Origin of the sequence: Streptomyces sp. NPDC053431 (genome assembly GCF_044544925.1) — a bacterium.
GTDB lineage: Bacteria > Actinomycetota > Actinomycetes > Streptomycetales > Streptomycetaceae > Streptomyces.
In genome coordinates this window covers 111,316-126,864 of sequence record NZ_JBITXX010000009.1, presented here as the reverse complement: position 1 = coordinate 126,864, position 15,549 = coordinate 111,316, and the positions used below count along the sequence as shown (strand labels likewise).

General features: G+C 72.0%; 18 protein-coding genes. 17 read left to right on the top strand and 1 reads right to left on the bottom strand.

The genetic code is table 11. The annotated features are described in order from the left end of the window. Positions 1–51 precede the first annotated feature (51 nt). The 14 genes from rimM to ACIGXE_RS21965 all read left to right on the top strand — a co-directional run bounded on the left by rimM (position 52) and on the right by ACIGXE_RS21965 (position 11,923). Positions 52–744 (top strand): ribosome maturation factor RimM, encoded by a 693-nt coding sequence (gene rimM / locus ACIGXE_RS22030; RefSeq protein WP_399749880.1) that lies wholly within the window; start codon positions 52–54, stop codon positions 742–744. Further along, the gene (trmD, locus tag ACIGXE_RS22025; protein WP_399749878.1) at positions 744–1,565 is read left to right on the top strand and encodes a tRNA (guanosine(37)-N1)-methyltransferase TrmD; all 822 of its coding nucleotides are present in this window, start codon (positions 744–746) and stop codon (positions 1,563–1,565) included. The genes rimM and trmD overlap by 1 nt, the downstream gene beginning before the upstream one ends. 128 nt (positions 1,566–1,693) lie before the next feature. Then, on the top strand, positions 1,694–2,044 hold the full coding sequence (rplS, locus tag ACIGXE_RS22020) for a 50S ribosomal protein L19 (protein WP_365348922.1): 351 nt from the start codon (positions 1,694–1,696) through the stop codon (positions 2,042–2,044). A gap of 39 nt (positions 2,045–2,083) precedes the next feature. Next, positions 2,084–3,073, top strand: coding sequence for a signal peptidase I (gene lepB, locus ACIGXE_RS22015; RefSeq protein ID WP_399749875.1), 990 nt, complete (start codon positions 2,084–2,086; stop codon positions 3,071–3,073). Beyond that, complete coding sequence (gene lepB / locus ACIGXE_RS22010; protein ID WP_399749873.1) at positions 3,066–4,124, top strand: signal peptidase I; 1,059 nt, start codon at positions 3,066–3,068, stop codon at positions 4,122–4,124. The genes lepB (ACIGXE_RS22015) and lepB (ACIGXE_RS22010) overlap by 8 nt, the downstream gene beginning before the upstream one ends. Then, complete coding sequence (gene lepB / locus ACIGXE_RS22005; protein WP_399750140.1) at positions 4,039–5,034, top strand: signal peptidase I; 996 nt, start codon at positions 4,039–4,041, stop codon at positions 5,032–5,034. The genes lepB (ACIGXE_RS22010) and lepB (ACIGXE_RS22005) overlap by 86 nt, the downstream gene beginning before the upstream one ends. A 67-nt stretch (positions 5,035–5,101) precedes the next feature. Further along, positions 5,102–5,860 carry a signal peptidase I gene (gene lepB, locus ACIGXE_RS22000; RefSeq protein WP_399749871.1) on the top strand — a complete coding sequence of 253 codons (759 nt, stop codon included), beginning with the start codon at positions 5,102–5,104 and terminating at the stop codon, positions 5,858–5,860. A 212-nt stretch (positions 5,861–6,072) separates the two neighbouring features. Beyond that, positions 6,073–6,552: an NUDIX hydrolase gene (locus ACIGXE_RS21995; RefSeq protein WP_399750139.1), complete on the top strand. Its 480-nt coding sequence runs from the start codon at positions 6,073–6,075 to the stop codon at positions 6,550–6,552. A 55-nt stretch (positions 6,553–6,607) separates the two neighbouring features. Next, on the top strand, positions 6,608–6,916 hold the full coding sequence (locus tag ACIGXE_RS21990; protein WP_005311352.1) for a DUF2469 domain-containing protein: 309 nt from the start codon (positions 6,608–6,610) through the stop codon (positions 6,914–6,916). A 105-nt stretch (positions 6,917–7,021) separates the two neighbouring features. After that, complete coding sequence (locus tag ACIGXE_RS21985) at positions 7,022–7,384, top strand: YraN family protein (RefSeq protein ID WP_399749869.1); 363 nt, start codon at positions 7,022–7,024, stop codon at positions 7,382–7,384. Further along, the gene (locus ACIGXE_RS21980) at positions 7,384–8,997 is read left to right on the top strand and encodes a YifB family Mg chelatase-like AAA ATPase (protein WP_399749867.1); all 1,614 of its coding nucleotides are present in this window, start codon (positions 7,384–7,386) and stop codon (positions 8,995–8,997) included. The genes ACIGXE_RS21985 and ACIGXE_RS21980 overlap by 1 nt, the downstream gene beginning before the upstream one ends. Continuing rightward, positions 8,994–10,220, top strand: a complete 1,227-nt coding sequence (gene dprA / locus ACIGXE_RS21975; RefSeq protein ID WP_399749865.1) for a DNA-processing protein DprA — start codon at positions 8,994–8,996, stop codon at positions 10,218–10,220. The genes ACIGXE_RS21980 and dprA overlap by 4 nt, the downstream gene beginning before the upstream one ends. A 248-nt stretch (positions 10,221–10,468) precedes the next feature. Next, complete coding sequence (whiG, locus tag ACIGXE_RS21970; protein WP_128977543.1) at positions 10,469–11,305, top strand: RNA polymerase sigma factor WhiG; 837 nt, start codon at positions 10,469–10,471, stop codon at positions 11,303–11,305. 57 nt (positions 11,306–11,362) lie between these two features. Continuing rightward, a complete protein-coding gene (locus ACIGXE_RS21965) occupies positions 11,363–11,923 on the top strand; it encodes a TetR/AcrR family transcriptional regulator (protein ID WP_399750137.1) in 561 nt (186 codons plus the stop codon). 144 nt (positions 11,924–12,067) lie between these two features. Here the strand turns inward: ACIGXE_RS21965 and ACIGXE_RS21960 are convergent, their stop codons facing one another. Next, a complete protein-coding gene (locus ACIGXE_RS21960; protein WP_399749863.1) occupies positions 12,068–12,532 on the bottom strand; it encodes a M23 family metallopeptidase in 465 nt (154 codons plus the stop codon). A 254-nt stretch (positions 12,533–12,786) separates the two neighbouring features. On the opposite strand from ACIGXE_RS21960, the gene rpsB reads away from it, so the two are divergent. The 3 genes from rpsB (at position 12,787) to pyrH (ending at position 15,542) form a co-directional block, all read left to right on the top strand. Continuing rightward, on the top strand, positions 12,787–13,671 hold the full coding sequence (gene rpsB, locus ACIGXE_RS21955; protein ID WP_399749861.1) for a 30S ribosomal protein S2: 885 nt from the start codon (positions 12,787–12,789) through the stop codon (positions 13,669–13,671). 111 nt (positions 13,672–13,782) lie between these two features. Further along, a complete protein-coding gene (gene tsf, locus ACIGXE_RS21950) occupies positions 13,783–14,619 on the top strand; it encodes a translation elongation factor Ts (protein WP_399749859.1) in 837 nt (278 codons plus the stop codon). 158 nt (positions 14,620–14,777) lie between these two features. Further along, positions 14,778–15,542 carry a UMP kinase gene (gene pyrH / locus ACIGXE_RS21945; protein ID WP_365348889.1) on the top strand — a complete coding sequence of 255 codons (765 nt, stop codon included), beginning with the start codon at positions 14,778–14,780 and terminating at the stop codon, positions 15,540–15,542. The last annotated feature ends 7 nt before the right edge of the window (positions 15,543–15,549 follow it).

The following is a 15,549-nucleotide window of genomic DNA, read 5'->3' as shown; positions in this document are numbered from 1 at the left end:
AGGGCCGACGGCCCGCCCCGGCCCGTTGTCGTACGACAGGAGAGATCACCAGTGCAGTTGGTAGTCGCGCGGATCGGCCGCGCCCACGGCATCAAGGGCGAGGTCACCGTCGAGGTGCGGACCGACGAGCCCGAGCTGCGGCTCGGCCCCGGCGCCGTCCTGCACACCGACCCGGCCTCCGCCGGGCCGCTCACCATCGAGACCGGCCGGGTGCACAGCGGCCGGCTGCTGCTGCGCTTCGCGGGCGTGGCCGACCGCAACGGCGCAGAGGCCCTGCGCAACGTCCTCCTCATCGCCGACGTCGATCCCGACGAACTGCCCGAGGGCGAGGACGAGTACTACGACCACCAGCTGGTCGACCTCGACGTGGTCCTCGCCGACGGCACCGAGATCGGCGTGATCTCCGAGATCTCCCACCTGCCGTCCCAGGACCTGTTCATCGTCGAGCGGCCCGACGGCAGCGAGCTGATGATCCCGTTCGTCTCGGAGATCGTCACCGACATCGACCTGGAGAACCAGCGCGCCGTCATCTCCCCGCCGCCGGGCCTGATCGACGAGGCCGACGCGGTCGTCGCCTCCGCGCGCGACGCCGAGGCCGATGCCGATGCCGCGCCCGAGGGTGAGACCGAGCCCGATGGCGAGGCCGGCGCCGGCGTCGGCGCCGACACCGCGGCCGACACCGCGCCCGCTCAGGAGGACGCGGACGGCGCCACGGACGCCGCCGCGGACAAGGACGCGTCCTGATGCGCCTCGACGTCGTCACGATCTTCCCCGAGTACCTCGAACCGCTGAACGTCTCGCTCGTCGGCAAGGCCCGGGCCCGCGGCCAGCTGGACGTGCACGTCCACGACCTGCGGGAATGGACGTACGACCGGCACAACACGGTCGACGACACCCCGTACGGCGGCGGCCCCGGGATGGTCATGAAGACCGACCCCTGGGGCGACGCCCTCGACCAGACCCTCGCCGACGGCTTCGAGGCCGGCGCCCACGGCCCGGTCCTCGTCGTCCCCACCCCCAGCGGCCGCCCGTTCACCCAGGAGCTCGCCGTCGAGCTCTCCGAGCGGCCCTGGCTGATCTTCACGCCCGCCCGCTACGAGGGCATCGACCGGCGCGTGATGGACGAGTACGCCACCCGCATGCCGGTCTACGAGGTCTCCATCGGCGACTACGTCCTGGCCGGCGGCGAGGCCGCCGTCCTGGTCGTCACCGAGGCCGTCGCCCGGCTCCTGCCCGGCGTCCTCGGCAACGCCGAGTCGCACCGGGACGACTCCTTCGCCCCCGGCGCCATGGCCAACCTCCTGGAAGGCCCCGTCTACACCAAGCCCGCGGAGTGGCGCGGCCGCGGGATCCCCGACGTGCTCCTCAGCGGGCACCACGGGAAGATCGCCCGCTGGCGCCGCGACGAGGCCTTCCGCCGCACCGCCGCGAACCGGCCCGACCTGATCGAGCGCTGCGACCCCGCCGCCTTCGACAAGAAGGACCGGGAGATCCTCTCCATGCTGGGCTGGTCCCCCGACCCCGCCGACGGATTTTGGCGCAGGCCCCGGAGCGTGGAAGAATAGGCCGCTGTCGTGCGTCCGGCGCGCGCCCCTGCCACAGGGGGACGACGCCCGCCAGGGACGGACGACGATCGACCATCATTCGTACGTACCGCTGATGACCTGTGGCATCAGCGAGGAAAGAGACCTCCATGGCCTCCCTGCTCGACCAGGTCAACGCCGGTTCGCTGCGCTCCGACGTCCCGGCCTTCCGCCCCGGCGACACCGTGAACGTCCACGTTCGCGTCATCGAGGGCAACCGCTCCCGTATCCAGCAGTTCAAGGGTGTCGTCATCCGCCGTCAGGGCTCGGGCGTCTCCGAGACCTTCACGGTCCGCAAGGTCTCGTTCTCGGTCGGCGTCGAGCGCACCTTCCCGGTGCACAGCCCGATCTTCGAGAAGATCGAGCTCGTCACCCGCGGTGACGTCCGTCGCGCCAAGCTCTACTACCTCCGTGAGCTGCGCGGCAAGGCTGCCAAGATCAAGGAGAAGCGCGACAACTGAGCTCCGGCCCACAGGGTGGCGGGATAGGCTCTGCCCCCGATGGACACCGAAGCACAGCACACGGAGCGCGATCGCTCCTCCGGCAAGGAGGAGCGGTCGCGCTCCGCGCGCGTTTCCGGGGTTCCGGGGTTCGAGGGCGAGTCCGCGGCTCCTTCCGGAGTTCCGGGGGTCGAGGGCGAGTCCGCCGCTTCGTCCGGGGGTCCGGCAGCCGACGGCGAGTCCGGTGCTCGTCCCGGAGCTCGTTCCGATGCTCCTTCCGGCGCTCCTTCCGGCGCCCCGGCGGCCGACGACGGGGCCGAGGCCCCTTCCGGTGGGCTGAGCTGGCGGCGTACCGGGTTCGTCGGCGTCGCCTGCGTGGTCTTCCTGCTGCTCTTCAGCCACTTCGTGCTGCAGCCCTTCCTGGTGCCCAGCAGTTCGATGGAGCCCACCCTCCAGGTCGGCGACCGGATCCTGGTCAACAAGCTGGCGTACCGTTTCGGCGACCAGCCGCGCCGCGGTGACGTGGTGGTCTTCGACGGCACCGGCTCCTTCGTCCAGGAGGAGTCCGCCGGAAACCCGGTCACCGGTGTGCTGCACGACGCGGCGGCCGCCCTGGGCCTGGCCGAGCCCGACGAGACGGACTTCGTGAAGCGGGTCGTCGGCACCGGCGGCGACCGTGTGGTCTGCTGCGACAAGGACGGCCGGATCAGCGTCAACGGCGTTCCCGTGCGGGAGACGTACGTGATGCTCGGCGACCGGCCCTCCGACGTGCCCTTCGACATCGTGGTGCCGGACGGCACCCTCTGGGTGATGGGGGACCACCGCAGCCAGTCCAGCGACTCCCGCGACCACCTCGGGCAGCCCGGCGGCGGCATGGTCCCGGTCGACAAGGTGATCGGCCGAGCCGACTGGATCGGCTGGCCCTTCGGCCGCTGGTCCACCGTGCCCGGGACCGACGCCTTCGACGCCGTCCCGGCGTGGACGACGGGCGGCCACGGGACCGCGCACGCGGCCGGGCCGGCCGATCCCCGCGGGCCCGGCCATGGGTAGCCGGGGGAAGCCCCCCACGGGCCGCCGCGCAGCCGGGGCCCGCACCGCGGCCGACGGCGAGGTCCGTGCCGCGCCGGGACGGGCCGAGCGGCGCAAGCTCGCCCGCAAGGTCAAGCGGCGCCGGCAGCGCTCCGCCATCAAGGAGATCCCGCTCCTCCTCACCGTCGCCGTCCTCATCGCCCTGGTCCTGAAGACCTTCCTGGTGCAGGCCTTCGTGATCCCCTCGGGTTCCATGGAGCAGACGATCCGGATCGAAGACCGGGTGCTCGTCGACAAGCTGACGCCCTGGTTCGGCGCCGAGCCGCAGCGCGGTGACGTCGTCGTCTTCAGGGACCCGGGCAACTGGCTCCAGCAGGAGGCCGAACCGGCCGCCGACCCCCCGGTGGGCGTCAAGCAGCTCAAGCAGGCGCTGACCTTCATCGGACTGCTGCCCTCGGCCGACGAGCGAGACCTGATCAAGCGGGTCGTCGCGGTCGGCGGGGACACCGTGAAGTGCTGCGGCGCCGACGGCAGGCTCACGGTCAACGGCGTACCGTTGGACGAACCGTATCTGCACCCGGGGAACCCGCCCTCGAAGATCCCCTTCGAGGTCAAGGTGCCCCAGGGGAGGGTGTTCGTCATGGGCGACCACCGGTCCGACTCCGCCGACTCGCGCTACCACCTCGACGAGAAGGACCACGGCACGGTCTCCGAGGAGCAGATCGTGGGCCGGGCCGTCGTCATCGCCTGGCCGGTGGGCCACTGGCGGCGCCTGGAGGAGCGCTCGACCTTCGCGTCCGTCCCCGACGCCGACGGCGTGGGCGAGGCAAAGGCGCACGGTGTGTCGCATAGTGTGTCCCCGCGCGATCTCAACGGATTGCCCGGGCTCCCGACCCCTGCGGAACTTCTGCTCGTTATGGGAGTGGTGGGCCTGTCCCTGTTCCGGGACGGGCGGTTGCACGGACTGAGGAGTGGATGTGGGGGATTTGGCCGTCGGCGCACGATCAGGACACGACGAGCCCGAGCGGAGGCCCGAGCGGCCCGCCCCGTCGGCGGCGGCCATGACGGATGACGCCGCGGGCCGTCCCGACCCCGATCCGCGCTCCGACCGGCGCCGGGACGAGGACCCCGCACCGGCGTCGGGTCCCGGCGACGCTCCGGCGGCCGACGGCGGCGACGGTGGCGACGGCGACGACGAGGAAACGGCCCGCGACGGCCGTGGCCCGCAGCGGCCGCGTTCCTTCTGGAAGGAACTGCCCCTCCTCATCGGTATCGCGCTCGTCCTCGCGCTGCTGATCAAGACCTTCCTGGTGCAGGCGTTCTCGATCCCCTCGGACTCGATGATGAACACGCTCCAGCGCGGCGACCGGGTCCTCGTCGACAAGCTCACCCCGTGGTTCGGCGCCGAGCCGGAGCGCGGCGAGGTCGTCGTCTTCCACGACCCGGGCGGCTGGCTCGAAGAGGGCAAGACCCCCGAGCCGAACGTGGTGCAGAAGGTCCTCAGCTTCATCGGCCTCATGCCGTCCGCCGAGGAGAAGGACCTGATCAAGCGGGTCATCGCGGTCGGCGGCGACACCGTCTCCTGCAAGGAGGGCGGCAAGGTCGTCGTCAACGGCAAGGAGCTGAACGAGACCTACCTGTACCCCGGCTCGGTGCCCTGCGACCCCGCCTTCGGCCCGGTCAAGGTCCCCAAGGACCGTATCTGGGTCATGGGCGACAACCGGCAGAACTCGCTCGACTCCCGCTTCCACATGGAGCTCGCGGGCGGCGGCACCGTCTCCACCGACGAGGTCGTCGGACGCGCCGTCGTCATCGCCTGGCCGGTCACCCGCTGGGCCACCCTGCCCGTCCCGGCCACCTTCGACCAGCCCGGACTCGCGCAGGCGCTGGCCGTCGCCCCCGGCGCCGCAGGGTTCGCCGGAGCGCTTCCGCTGGTGCTGTGGCGCCGCAAGAAGCGCGCCGCTCGCCATACCGCGGAGTAGCGACCCGCGGGTAGGGTGCCGTCCCGGACCGTCGCACGGACGGTCCGCGGACCATCCGGGGTGCCCCATGAGCGTCGAACCGCGTACGAAGGACGGCCACGGCCGCCTCGGCAGAGTCCTGTCGGGGCTGGCCGTGGCCGTCGGCTGTGTGCTCTTCCTCGGCGGCTTCGCCGTCGGCGCCGTCCTCTACGAGCCGTTCTCGGTCCCCACCGACTCGATGACCCCGACACTCGACGTCGGCTCCAAGGTGCTCGCCCAGCGCGTCGACGGAGCGGACGTGAAGCGCGGGGACATCGTCGTCTTCAACGACCCGATGTGGGGCAACGTGCCCATGGTCAAGCGGGTCGTCGGCGTCGGCGGCGACACCGTCGCCTGCTGCGGCACCGGTGGACGGGTCACCGTCAACGGCAAGGAGATCGAGGAACCGTATCTCCGGCCCGGCAAGCTCGCCTCCGCCGTCGAGTTCTCCGCCACCGTCCCCGCCGGAAAGCTCTTCCTCCTCGGCGACGAGCGGCACAACTCCCTGGACTCCCGCGCCCACCTCCAGGAAGCCGGCCACGGCTCCGTGCCCGCCTCCGCCGTCATCGGCCGCGTCGACGCCGTCGCCTGGCCCGCCAAGGGCGTGGTGGAGCGCCCCGCGAACTTCGCCGCCCTGCCCGGCGGCATCTCCGGCCCCGGCCCCGTCGCGCCCCTCTTCTACGCGATCGTCGCCGGGTGTGTACTGATCCTGGCCGGGGCCGCGTACGGGCCGCTCGCCCGGGCAATGGCACCGAAGAAGCCCGCGGCCGCGGCGACGGGCCGGACCGAGGGCAGGGTGAACGCATGACGGAAGCGGCGAGGACGGCGAGGACGGGAGCGGCCGCGGAGCGCGCCGACGGCACGGCTGGAGACATCGGAACGGCCGCTCTCGCGACGGCGGCTTCCACCACTGCGGCGGCTCCCACCACCGCAGCGGCTTCCACCACGGCGGCGGCCCCTGCGGCGGCGACCCCCGCCGGAGCCGGAGCCGCGGCGGCGGCCCCCGCGGCAGCTCCGGCCGTGGCCCGGCGCGTGGCACGGGTCGTCCTGCTCGACCCGGACGACCGCATCCTCCTCCTGCACGGCTACGAGCCCGACGACCCCGCCCAGACCTGGTGGTTCACCCCCGGCGGCGGCCTGGAGGGCGACGAGAGCCGGGAGGAGGCCGCGCTGCGCGAGCTCGCCGAGGAGACCGGCATCACCGACGTCGACCTCGGGCCCGTGCTGTGGCAGCGCTACTGCTCCTTCCCCTTCGACGGCCGCCGCTGGGACCAGGACGAGTGGTACTACCTGGCCCGCACCACACAGACCGCCACCGCTCCCGGCGGGCTCACCGAGCTGGAGGCCCGCAGTGTCGCCGGCCTGAGGTGGTGGACCTCCGCCGAACTGTCGGCGGCGCGTGAGACGGTGTACCCCAACAGACTGGCCGAGCTGCTCCGCACGCTGCTCGACGAAGGACCCCCGAGCGCGCCGCTCGTTCTCGCCCCGGAAATCGTCTAGGGGCCCGGACGACTGGCGCACAATAGGGGGACGCACGGCTGAAGGGGAACATGCCATGAGCGCCGAGGACCTCGAGAAGTACGAGACCGAGATGGAGCTGAAGCTCTACCGGGAGTACCGCGACGTCGTCGGGCTGTTCAAATACGTGATCGAGACCGAGCGGCGCTTCTACCTCACCAACGACTACGAGATGCAGGTGCACTCGGTCCAGGGCGAGGTGTTCTTCGAGGTCTCCATGGCCGACGCCTGGGTCTGGGACATGTACCGGCCCGCCCGCTTCGTCAAGCAGGTCCGCGTCCTCACCTTCAAGGACGTGAACATCGAGGAGCTCAACAAGAGCGACCTGGAGCTCCCCGGCAGCTGAGACCACCCGTGAGGGTGGCCCGGTTTTCCACAAGGAGCCGCCTGTCCACAGCGCCGCACACGCGGCGTCACGATGCGTCACATTCGGTGCCGGAGGTGGTACCGAATGAACGCAACCCGCGCCCTCGGGCGATACGGCGAAGAGCTCGCCGCCCGCCTGCTCACCACGACCGGACTCCAGATCCTCGCCCGGAACTGGCGCTGCGGCCGCACCGGAGAGATCGACATCGTCGCCCGCGACGGCGACACCCTCGTCATCTGCGAGGTCAAGACCCGCCGTGAAGGCGCCTTCGAGCACCCCATGGCCGCCGTCACCCCCCGCAAGGCCGCCCGGCTGCGCCGACTCGCCGCCTGCTGGCTCGACCGGCACGGCCGCCCACCCGGCGGCGGCGTCCGCATCGACCTCGTCGGCGTCGTCCTGCCCCGCCGCGGCGCAGCCCTCGTCACCCACGCCCAGGGGGTGGCCTGATGGGATTCGCCCGCACCTGCTCCGTCGCCCTCGTCGGCGTCGAAGGCGTCCTCGTCGAGGTCCAGGCCGACCTCGAAGCCGGAGTCGCCGCCTTCACCCTCGTCGGACTCCCCGACAAGAGCCTCACCGAAAGCCGCGACCGCGTCCGCGCCGCCATCGCCAACTCCGGCGCCGAGTGGCCCCAGAAGAAGCTCACCGTCGGCCTCAGCCCCGCCTCCGTCCCCAAAGGAGGCTCCGGCTTCGACCTCGCCGTAGCCGCCGCGGTCCTCGGCGCCGCCGAACGCATCGACCCCCGCGCCATCGCCGACCTCGTCCTCATCGGAGAACTCGGCCTCGACGGACGCGTCCGCCCGGTACGAGGCGTCCTGCCCGCCGTCCTCGCCGCCGCCGACGCCGGATACCGGCAGGTCGTCGTCCCCGAACAGACCGCCGGCGAAGCCGCCCTCGTCCCCGGCGTCTCCGTCCTCGGCGTCCGCACCCTGCGCCAGCTCATCGCCGTCCTCGCCGACGAGCCCGTCCCCCAGGAAGAACCCGACGAGGACGGCCGCCCCGACCCCATGCTCGCCGGCCTCCTCGTCCCCGGCGCCGGAGTCGGCACCGGACTCGCCGCCGACCCGGCCGACGGACCCGACCTCGCCGACGTCGCCGGACAGCACACCGCCCGCCGCGCCCTCGAAGTCGCCGCCGCCGGCGCCCACCACCTGCTGCTCTCCGGACCACCCGGCGCCGGCAAGACCATGCTCGCCGAACGCCTCCCCGGCATCCTGCCGCCCCTCACCCGCCAGGAATCCCTCGAAGTCACCGCCGTCCACTCGGTCGCCGGCATCCTCCCGCCCGGCGAACCCCTCGTCCACCGCGCGCCCTACTGCGCACCCCACCACTCCGCGACCATGCAGTCCCTCATCGGCGGCGGCAACGGACTGCCCCGCCCCGGCGCCGTCTCCCTCGCCCACCGCGGCGTCCTCTTCCTCGACGAAGCCCCCGAATTCACCACCAAAGCCCTCGACGCCCTCCGCCAGCCCCTCGAATCCGGCCACGTCGTCGTCGCCCGCGCCGCCGGCGTCGTCCGCCTCCCCGCCCGCTTCCTCCTCGCCCTCGCCGCCAACCCCTGCCCCTGCGGACGCCACACCCTCCACGGCACCGGCTGCGAATGCCCCTCCTCCCTCATCCGCCGCTACCAGGCCCGCCTCTCCGGCCCCCTCCTCGACCGCGTCGACCTACGCGTCGAAGTCGAACCCGTGACCCGCGAGGACCTCCTCGGCCCCGGCGGCCGAGGCGAACCCAGCACCACCGTCGCCGACCGGGTCCGAGAAGCCCGCGCCCGCGCCGCCGCCCGCCTCGACGGCACCCCCTGGACCGTCAACAGCGAAATCCCCGGCCACGAACTCCGCACCCGCTACACCGCCGCACCCGGAGCCCTCGCCGCCGCCGAACGCGACATCGAACGCGGCCTCCTCACCGCCCGCGGCCTCGACCGCGTCCTCCGCGTCGCCTGGACCGCCGCCGACCTCGCCGGCCACGACCGACCCGACGCCGAGGACCTCGCCCTCGCCCTCGAACTCCGCACCGGCATCGCCCGAGGCGTCCCCGTCGCCGCGGGGGAGTGGCCATGACACCGACCGACGACGAGCGCCTCGCCCGAGCCGCCCTCACCCACATCGTCGAACCCGGCGACGAACACGCCGGCCGAGCCGTCCGCCGCCACGGAGCCACCACCTTCCTGCAACTGCTGAAGGAGCCGGACGACGACGCGGCACTGTTCCCCGCCCCCAGGACATCCCCCAAGGACGGCGACCGCCGGGCCCCCACCCGCGCCCCCGAGACACCGCCCGGCATCGGCGAGCGGCGCCTCGCCAACTGGCGGCGCCGCGCCCGAACCGCCACACCCGAACGCGACCTCGACCACGTCGCCCGACTCGGCGGACGCTTCCTCGTCCCCGGCGACCCCGCATGGCCCCGGCAGCTCGACGACCTCGGCGACGCCCGCCCCCTCGGCCTCTGGTGCCGCGGCCCCGCCGACCTCCGCGGCTGGGCCCTCCGCTCCGTCGCCGTCGTCGGCGCCCGCGCCTGCACCCCCTACGGCGCCCACACCGCCGCCACCCTCGCCGCCGGACTCGCCGAACGCGGCTGGGTCGTCGTCTCCGGCGCCGCCTTCGGCATCGACGGCGCCGCCCACCGCGGCGCCCTCGCCGGCGGCGGCGCCACCATCGCCGTCCTCGCCTGCGGAGTCGACGGCGCCTACCCACCCGGCCACGCCGCCCTCATCAACCGCATCGCCGAACAAGGCCTCCTCATCGGCGAACTGCCCCCCGGCGCTCACCCCACCCGCAGCCGCTTCATCCTCCGCAACCGGGTCATCGCCGCCCTCACCCGGGGAACCGTCGTCGTCGAAGCCGAACACCGCAGCGGCTCCCTCGTCACCGCCCGCGCCGCCGCCCGCCTCGGCCGCCACACCATGGGCGTCCCCGGCCCCGTCACCAGCGGCCTCTCCGCCGGAGTCCACGAACTGCTCCGCGGCGAAGCCACCCTCGTCACCGACGCCGCCGAGATCGTCGAACTCGTCGGCGCCATCGGCCAGCTCGCCCCACCCCGCCGCGGCCCCGTCCTGCCCCGCGACCTCCTCGCCCCCGACACCGCCCGCGTCCTCGAAGCCCTCCCCGGCCGCGGCCCCGCCCCCCTCGCCGACATCGCCGCCCGCGCCGGCACCCACCCCGACCACACCCTCGCCAAGCTGTACGAACTCCACTCCCTCGGGTTCGTCGAGCGACAACAGGACGACTGGAGGTTGACGAACAGGCGCACAGAACCGTCGAACGCCCGGCATGGCGGTACTTGACCCGGAGCATTCGGGTGAAATGGTGAAGCCGATGAGCAAGCGAGTTCTCTCGGCCGCACCCGAGGGGCCGACCCGCGCCACGGCCCCTGTTCGAAGACCCCGGCGACGGCGGCCACCCCGACCGGCGCCATCCCTCGTCGTTCGCGCACCGCGACAGCCCACTCACGCTACGCTCACGTGGATCCCCCACCCGACAACAGGAACGACGCCTCCTTCGCACCCGACAGCAGAACGGCACAAGTCAACGCATGCCCCAGCACACCTCCGGGTCTGACCGCGCCGCGGTGCCCCCAGCAGCCCGGGGCACCGTGCGACCACCCGCACCCACCTCGCTCGACGAGCTGTGGCGCTCCTACAAGGACACGGGCGACGAGCGGCTGCGGGAACAGCTGATCCTGCACTACTCGCCCCTCGTCAAATACGTCGCGGGACGCGTCAGCGTCGGCCTCCCGTCCAACGTGGAACAGGCCGACTTCGTCTCCTCCGGAGTCTTCGGACTCATCGACGCCATCGAGAAGTTCGACGTCGAGCGGGCCATCAAGTTCGAGACCTACGCCATCACCCGCATCCGCGGCGCCATGATCGACGAACTCCGCGCCCTCGACTGGATCCCCCGCTCCGTCCGCCAGAAGGCCCGCAACGTCGAACGCGCCTACGCCACCCTCGAAGCCCAACTGCGCCGCACCCCCACCGAGGCCGAGGTCGCCGACGAGATGGGCGTCACCCTCGAAGAACTCCACTCCGTCTTCAGCCAGTTGTCCCTGGCCAACGTCGTCGCCCTGGAAGAACTCCTGCACGTCGGCGGAGAAGGCGGCGACCGGCTCTCCCTCATGGACACCCTCGAGGACACCGCCGCCGACAACCCCGTCGAGGTCGCCGAGGACCGCGAACTGCGCCGGCTGCTCGCCCGCGCCATCAACACGCTCCCCGAGCGCGAGAAGACCGTCGTCACCCTCTACTACTACGAGGGCCTCACCCTCGCCGAGATCGGCCACGTCCTCGGCGTCACCGAGAGCCGGGTCAGCCAGATCCACACCAAGTCCGTCCTCCAGCTGCGCGCCAAACTGGCCGACGTAGGTCGCTGACCGAGCCGGGCCCGCTCGCCGTACAGTGGAGCCGTGCCCAGGATTCGAGCGGCCTCCGTGGCCGAGCACCGGACCATGCAGCGCGGCGCCCTGCTCGACGCCGCGCGTTCCCTGTTGTCCGAAGGCGGGACGGAGGCGCTGACCTTCCCCGCCCTCGCCGAGCGCACCGGCCTGGCCCGCTCCTCGGTCTACGAGTACTTCCGCTCCCGCGCGGCCGTGGTCGAGGAACTCTGCGCCGTCGACTTCCCCCTGTGGGCCGCCGAGGTCGAGGCGGCCATGGCCGCCGCCGACACCGCGGAGGGCAAGGTCGAGGCGTACGTCCGCAGCCAGCTGGAGCTCGTCGGGGACCGGCGCCACCGCGCGGTCGTCGCGATCTCCGCGAGCGAGCTCGACGACGGCGCCCGCGAGAAGATCCGAGCCGCCCACGGCGGCCTCGTCACCATGATCGTCGAAGCCCTCACCGCTCTCGGCCGGCCCCAGCCACGCCTGGAGGCGATGCTCCTCCAGGGCGTCGTCGACGCCGCCGTCCGCCGCATCGAACTCGGCGCGGCCGAAGACCCCGCCACCATCGCCGACGCGGCCGTCTCCATGGCCCTGGGCGGAGTCTGCGGGGCTTGAGCCCCGGCACCGACTCCGGGGCTTGAGCCCCGGCCTCCGTCCCCGGGGCTTGATCGCCGGTCCCCGCCTCCGGGGGCCCTCCCCCTCCCCCCGTCCCCTCCCTCCCCCCACCCCTCCCCTCCCTTCCCGCCCCCGTCTCGTGTCTCAGTCCGGCACCCCCCGTACCGGCAGCAGCCGGGACGGGCCCGTGCGCATCAGGGTCAGGGGATTCAGGTAGGTGTCGCCGCGGAGGAGGCCCCAGTGGAGGCAGGACTCCGGGCAGTGGCCGCCGGGGGCGACGCGGGCCAGGACGTCGCCGGGGCGGACCGGGGTGCCTGCCGGTACCAGGGGGTCGACCGGGCCGTAGGTGGTGCGGAGCGGCGGGGCGCCCGTACCCGACAGGGTGACGACCAGGACGCCGCGACCGCCGACGGGGCCCGCGAAGGTGACCGTGCCGGCTGCGGGGGCCAGGACCGGGGTGCCCGGTGGGGCGGCGAGGTCGACGCCGCGGTGGCCCGCTGCGTAGGGGCCGGGCGGTGGTTGCCAGCCGCGCAGGATGTCCGGGCGGGGCGGCCCGAGGGGCCAGACCGCGGTGATCAGGGTCAGCAGGATCAGGGTGACGTGGTGCATGGGACGAGGCTGCCCGGCCGGGGTGGGCGATGACCGGCATCAGCGGAATCTGTGGACAACGGCCCGGTTGTGGACAGTCCCGTCACCCGGTGCCTCCGGGGTCCCGTACACTTTCCATGGCGACCCGGGTCACCGGGTCGACTTCGCACGCCCCGCCACCGGTCTCCGCGGCAGGTGGCAGCGCCTTTCGGTCCCTCGTGGCACGGCGCGCCGGGGCGTCAGGAACACAACCGAGAACCCAAGGAGATACGGCCATGGCCGTCGTCACGATGCGGGAGCTGCTGGAGAGCGGCGTCCACTTCGGTCACCAGACCCGTCGCTGGAACCCGAAGATGAAGCGCTTCATCTTCACCGAGCGCAACGGCATCTACATCATCGACCTGCTCCAGTCGCTGTCGTACATCGACCGCGCCTACGAGTTCGTCAAGGAGACCGTCGCGCACGGCGGCTCCATCATGTTCGTCGGTACGAAGAAGCAGGCCCAGGAGGCCATCGCCGAGCAGGCGACCCGCGTCGGCATGCCGTACGTCAACCAGCGCTGGCTGGGCGGCATGCTCACCAACTTCTCGACCGTCTACAAGCGTCTGCAGCGCCTCAAGGAGCTCGAGCAGATCGACTTCGAGGACGTGGCCGCCTCCGGCCTCACCAAGAAGGAGCTCCTGGTCCTCTCCCGCGAGAAGGCCAAGCTGGAGAAGACCCTCGGCGGCATCCGCGAGATGCAGAAGGTGCCGAGCGCCGTCTGGATCGTCGACACCAAGAAGGAGCACATCGCCGTCGGTGAGGCGCGCAAGCTCCACATCCCGGTCGTCGCGATCCTCGACACCAACTGCGACCCCGACGAGGTCGACTACAAGATCCCGGGCAACGACGACGCGATCCGCTCCGTCACCCTGCTCACCCGCGTGATCGCCGACGCCGTCGCCGAGGGCCTCATCGCCCGCTCCGGCGCCGCGACCGGCGACTCGAAGCCGGGCGAGAAGGCCGCGGGCGAGCCGCTCGCCGAGTGGGAGCGCGACCTCCTCGAGGGCGAGAAGAAGGCTGACGAGGCTCCGGCCGCCGAGGCTCCGGCCGCGGACGCCGCCGAGGCTCCGGCTGCGGAGGCCGCCGAGGCTCCGGCCGCCGACGCCGAGCAGGCCTGACCCTTCCGGTCCCTCAGGACCTTCGGGTGACGACGGCGGGGGCCCACGAAGCCCCCGCCGTCCACCCGTGGACCCGCCCGATCTTTCAGACTTCGAAAGAGAAAAAGACTCATGGCGAACTACACCGCCGCTGACGTCAAGAAGCTCCGCGAGCTCACCGGCGCCGGCATGATGGACTGCAAGAAGGCCCTGGACGAGGCCGACGGCGACGTCGACAAGGCCGTCGAGGCCCTGCGCATCAAGGGCCAGAAGGGTGTCGCCAAGCGCGAGGGCCGCTCCGCCGAGAACGGTGCCGTGGTCTCCCTCATCGCCGACGACAACACCTCCGGTGTCCTGGTCGAGCTGAAGTGCGAGACGGACTTCGTCGCCAAGGGCGACAAGTTCCTCGCCGTCGCCAACGCGCTCGCCGCCCACGTCGCCGCCACCTCCCCGGCCGACCTGGAGGCCCTGCTCGCCTCCGAGATCGAGGCCGGCAAGACCGTGCAGGCGTACGTCGACGAGGCCAACGCCAACCTCGGCGAGAAGATCGTCCTCGACCGCTTCGCGCAGTACAACGACGGTTTCGTCTTCGCGTACATGCACCGCACCATGCCCGACCTGCCGCCGCAGATCGGTGTCCTGGTCGAGCTGGACAAGGAGAACGCCGAGGTCGCGAAGGGTGTCGCGCAGCACATCGCCGCGTTCGCCCCGAAGTACCTGACCCGCGAGGACGTCCCGGCCGAGGTCGTCGAGTCCGAGCGTCGCATCGCCGAGGAGACCACCCGCGCCGAGGGCAAGCCCGAGGCCGCGATCGCCAAGATCGTCGAGGGTCGCGTCAACGGCTTCTTCAAGGACGCCACGCTGCTCGGCCAGCCGTACGCCCTTGACAACAAGAAGTCCGTCCAGCAGATCCTGGACGAGGCCGGTGTCACCCTGAAGCGCTTCACCCGCATCAAGGTCGGCATCTGAGTCCGTACGCAACGGACACCGGACCCCGGTAGGGTCTGAGGCAGTCGTCCGCGCACGCGTGGGACGACCGCAGATCTGACGAGGAGGCCATTGCCGTACGGGAAACCGCAAGGACCCACGGGCAATGGCCTTCTTCGTATGTGCACGAGGAGATCTCCATGAATCAGGGCGCCGCACAGGGCGACGACAACAACGGCAAAAAGGCCGGCCGCTACATGCTGAAACTGTCCGGAGAAGCCTTCTCCGGCGGTACCGGCCTCGGGGTCGATCCGGACGTCGTGCACGCCATCGCGCGCGAGATCGCCGCCGTCGTCCGCGACGGCGCGGAGATCGCGATCGTGATCGGCGGCGGCAACTTCTTCCGCGGCGCCGAGCTCCAGCAGCGTGGCATGGACCGGGCCCGCTCCGACTACATGGGCATGCTCGGCACCGTGATGAACTGCCTCGCCCTCCAGGACTTCCTGGAGAAGGAGGGCATCGACTCCCGCGTCCAGACCGCCATCACCATGGGCCAGGTCGCCGAGCCGTACATCCCGCTGCGCGCCGTGCGCCACCTGGAGAAGGGCCGTGTGGTCATCTTCGGCGCCGGTATGGGCATGCCCTACTTCTCCACCGACACGACCGCCGCGCAGCGTGCTCTCGAGATCGACGCCGAGGCCCTGCTCATGGGCAAGAACGGTGTCGACGGGGTCTACGACTCCGACCCGAAGACCAACCCGGACGCGGTCAAGTTCGACGCACTCGAGTACGGCGAGGTGCTCTCCCGCGACCTCAAGGTCGCCGACGCCACCGCCATCACCCTGTGCCGCGACAACAACCTGCCGATCCTCGTCTTCGAACTGCTCGCCGAGGGCAATATCGCGCGCGCGGTGAAGGGTGAGAAGATCGGCACTCTCGTGAGCGACCAGGGCACCCGGGCCTGACCCGAAC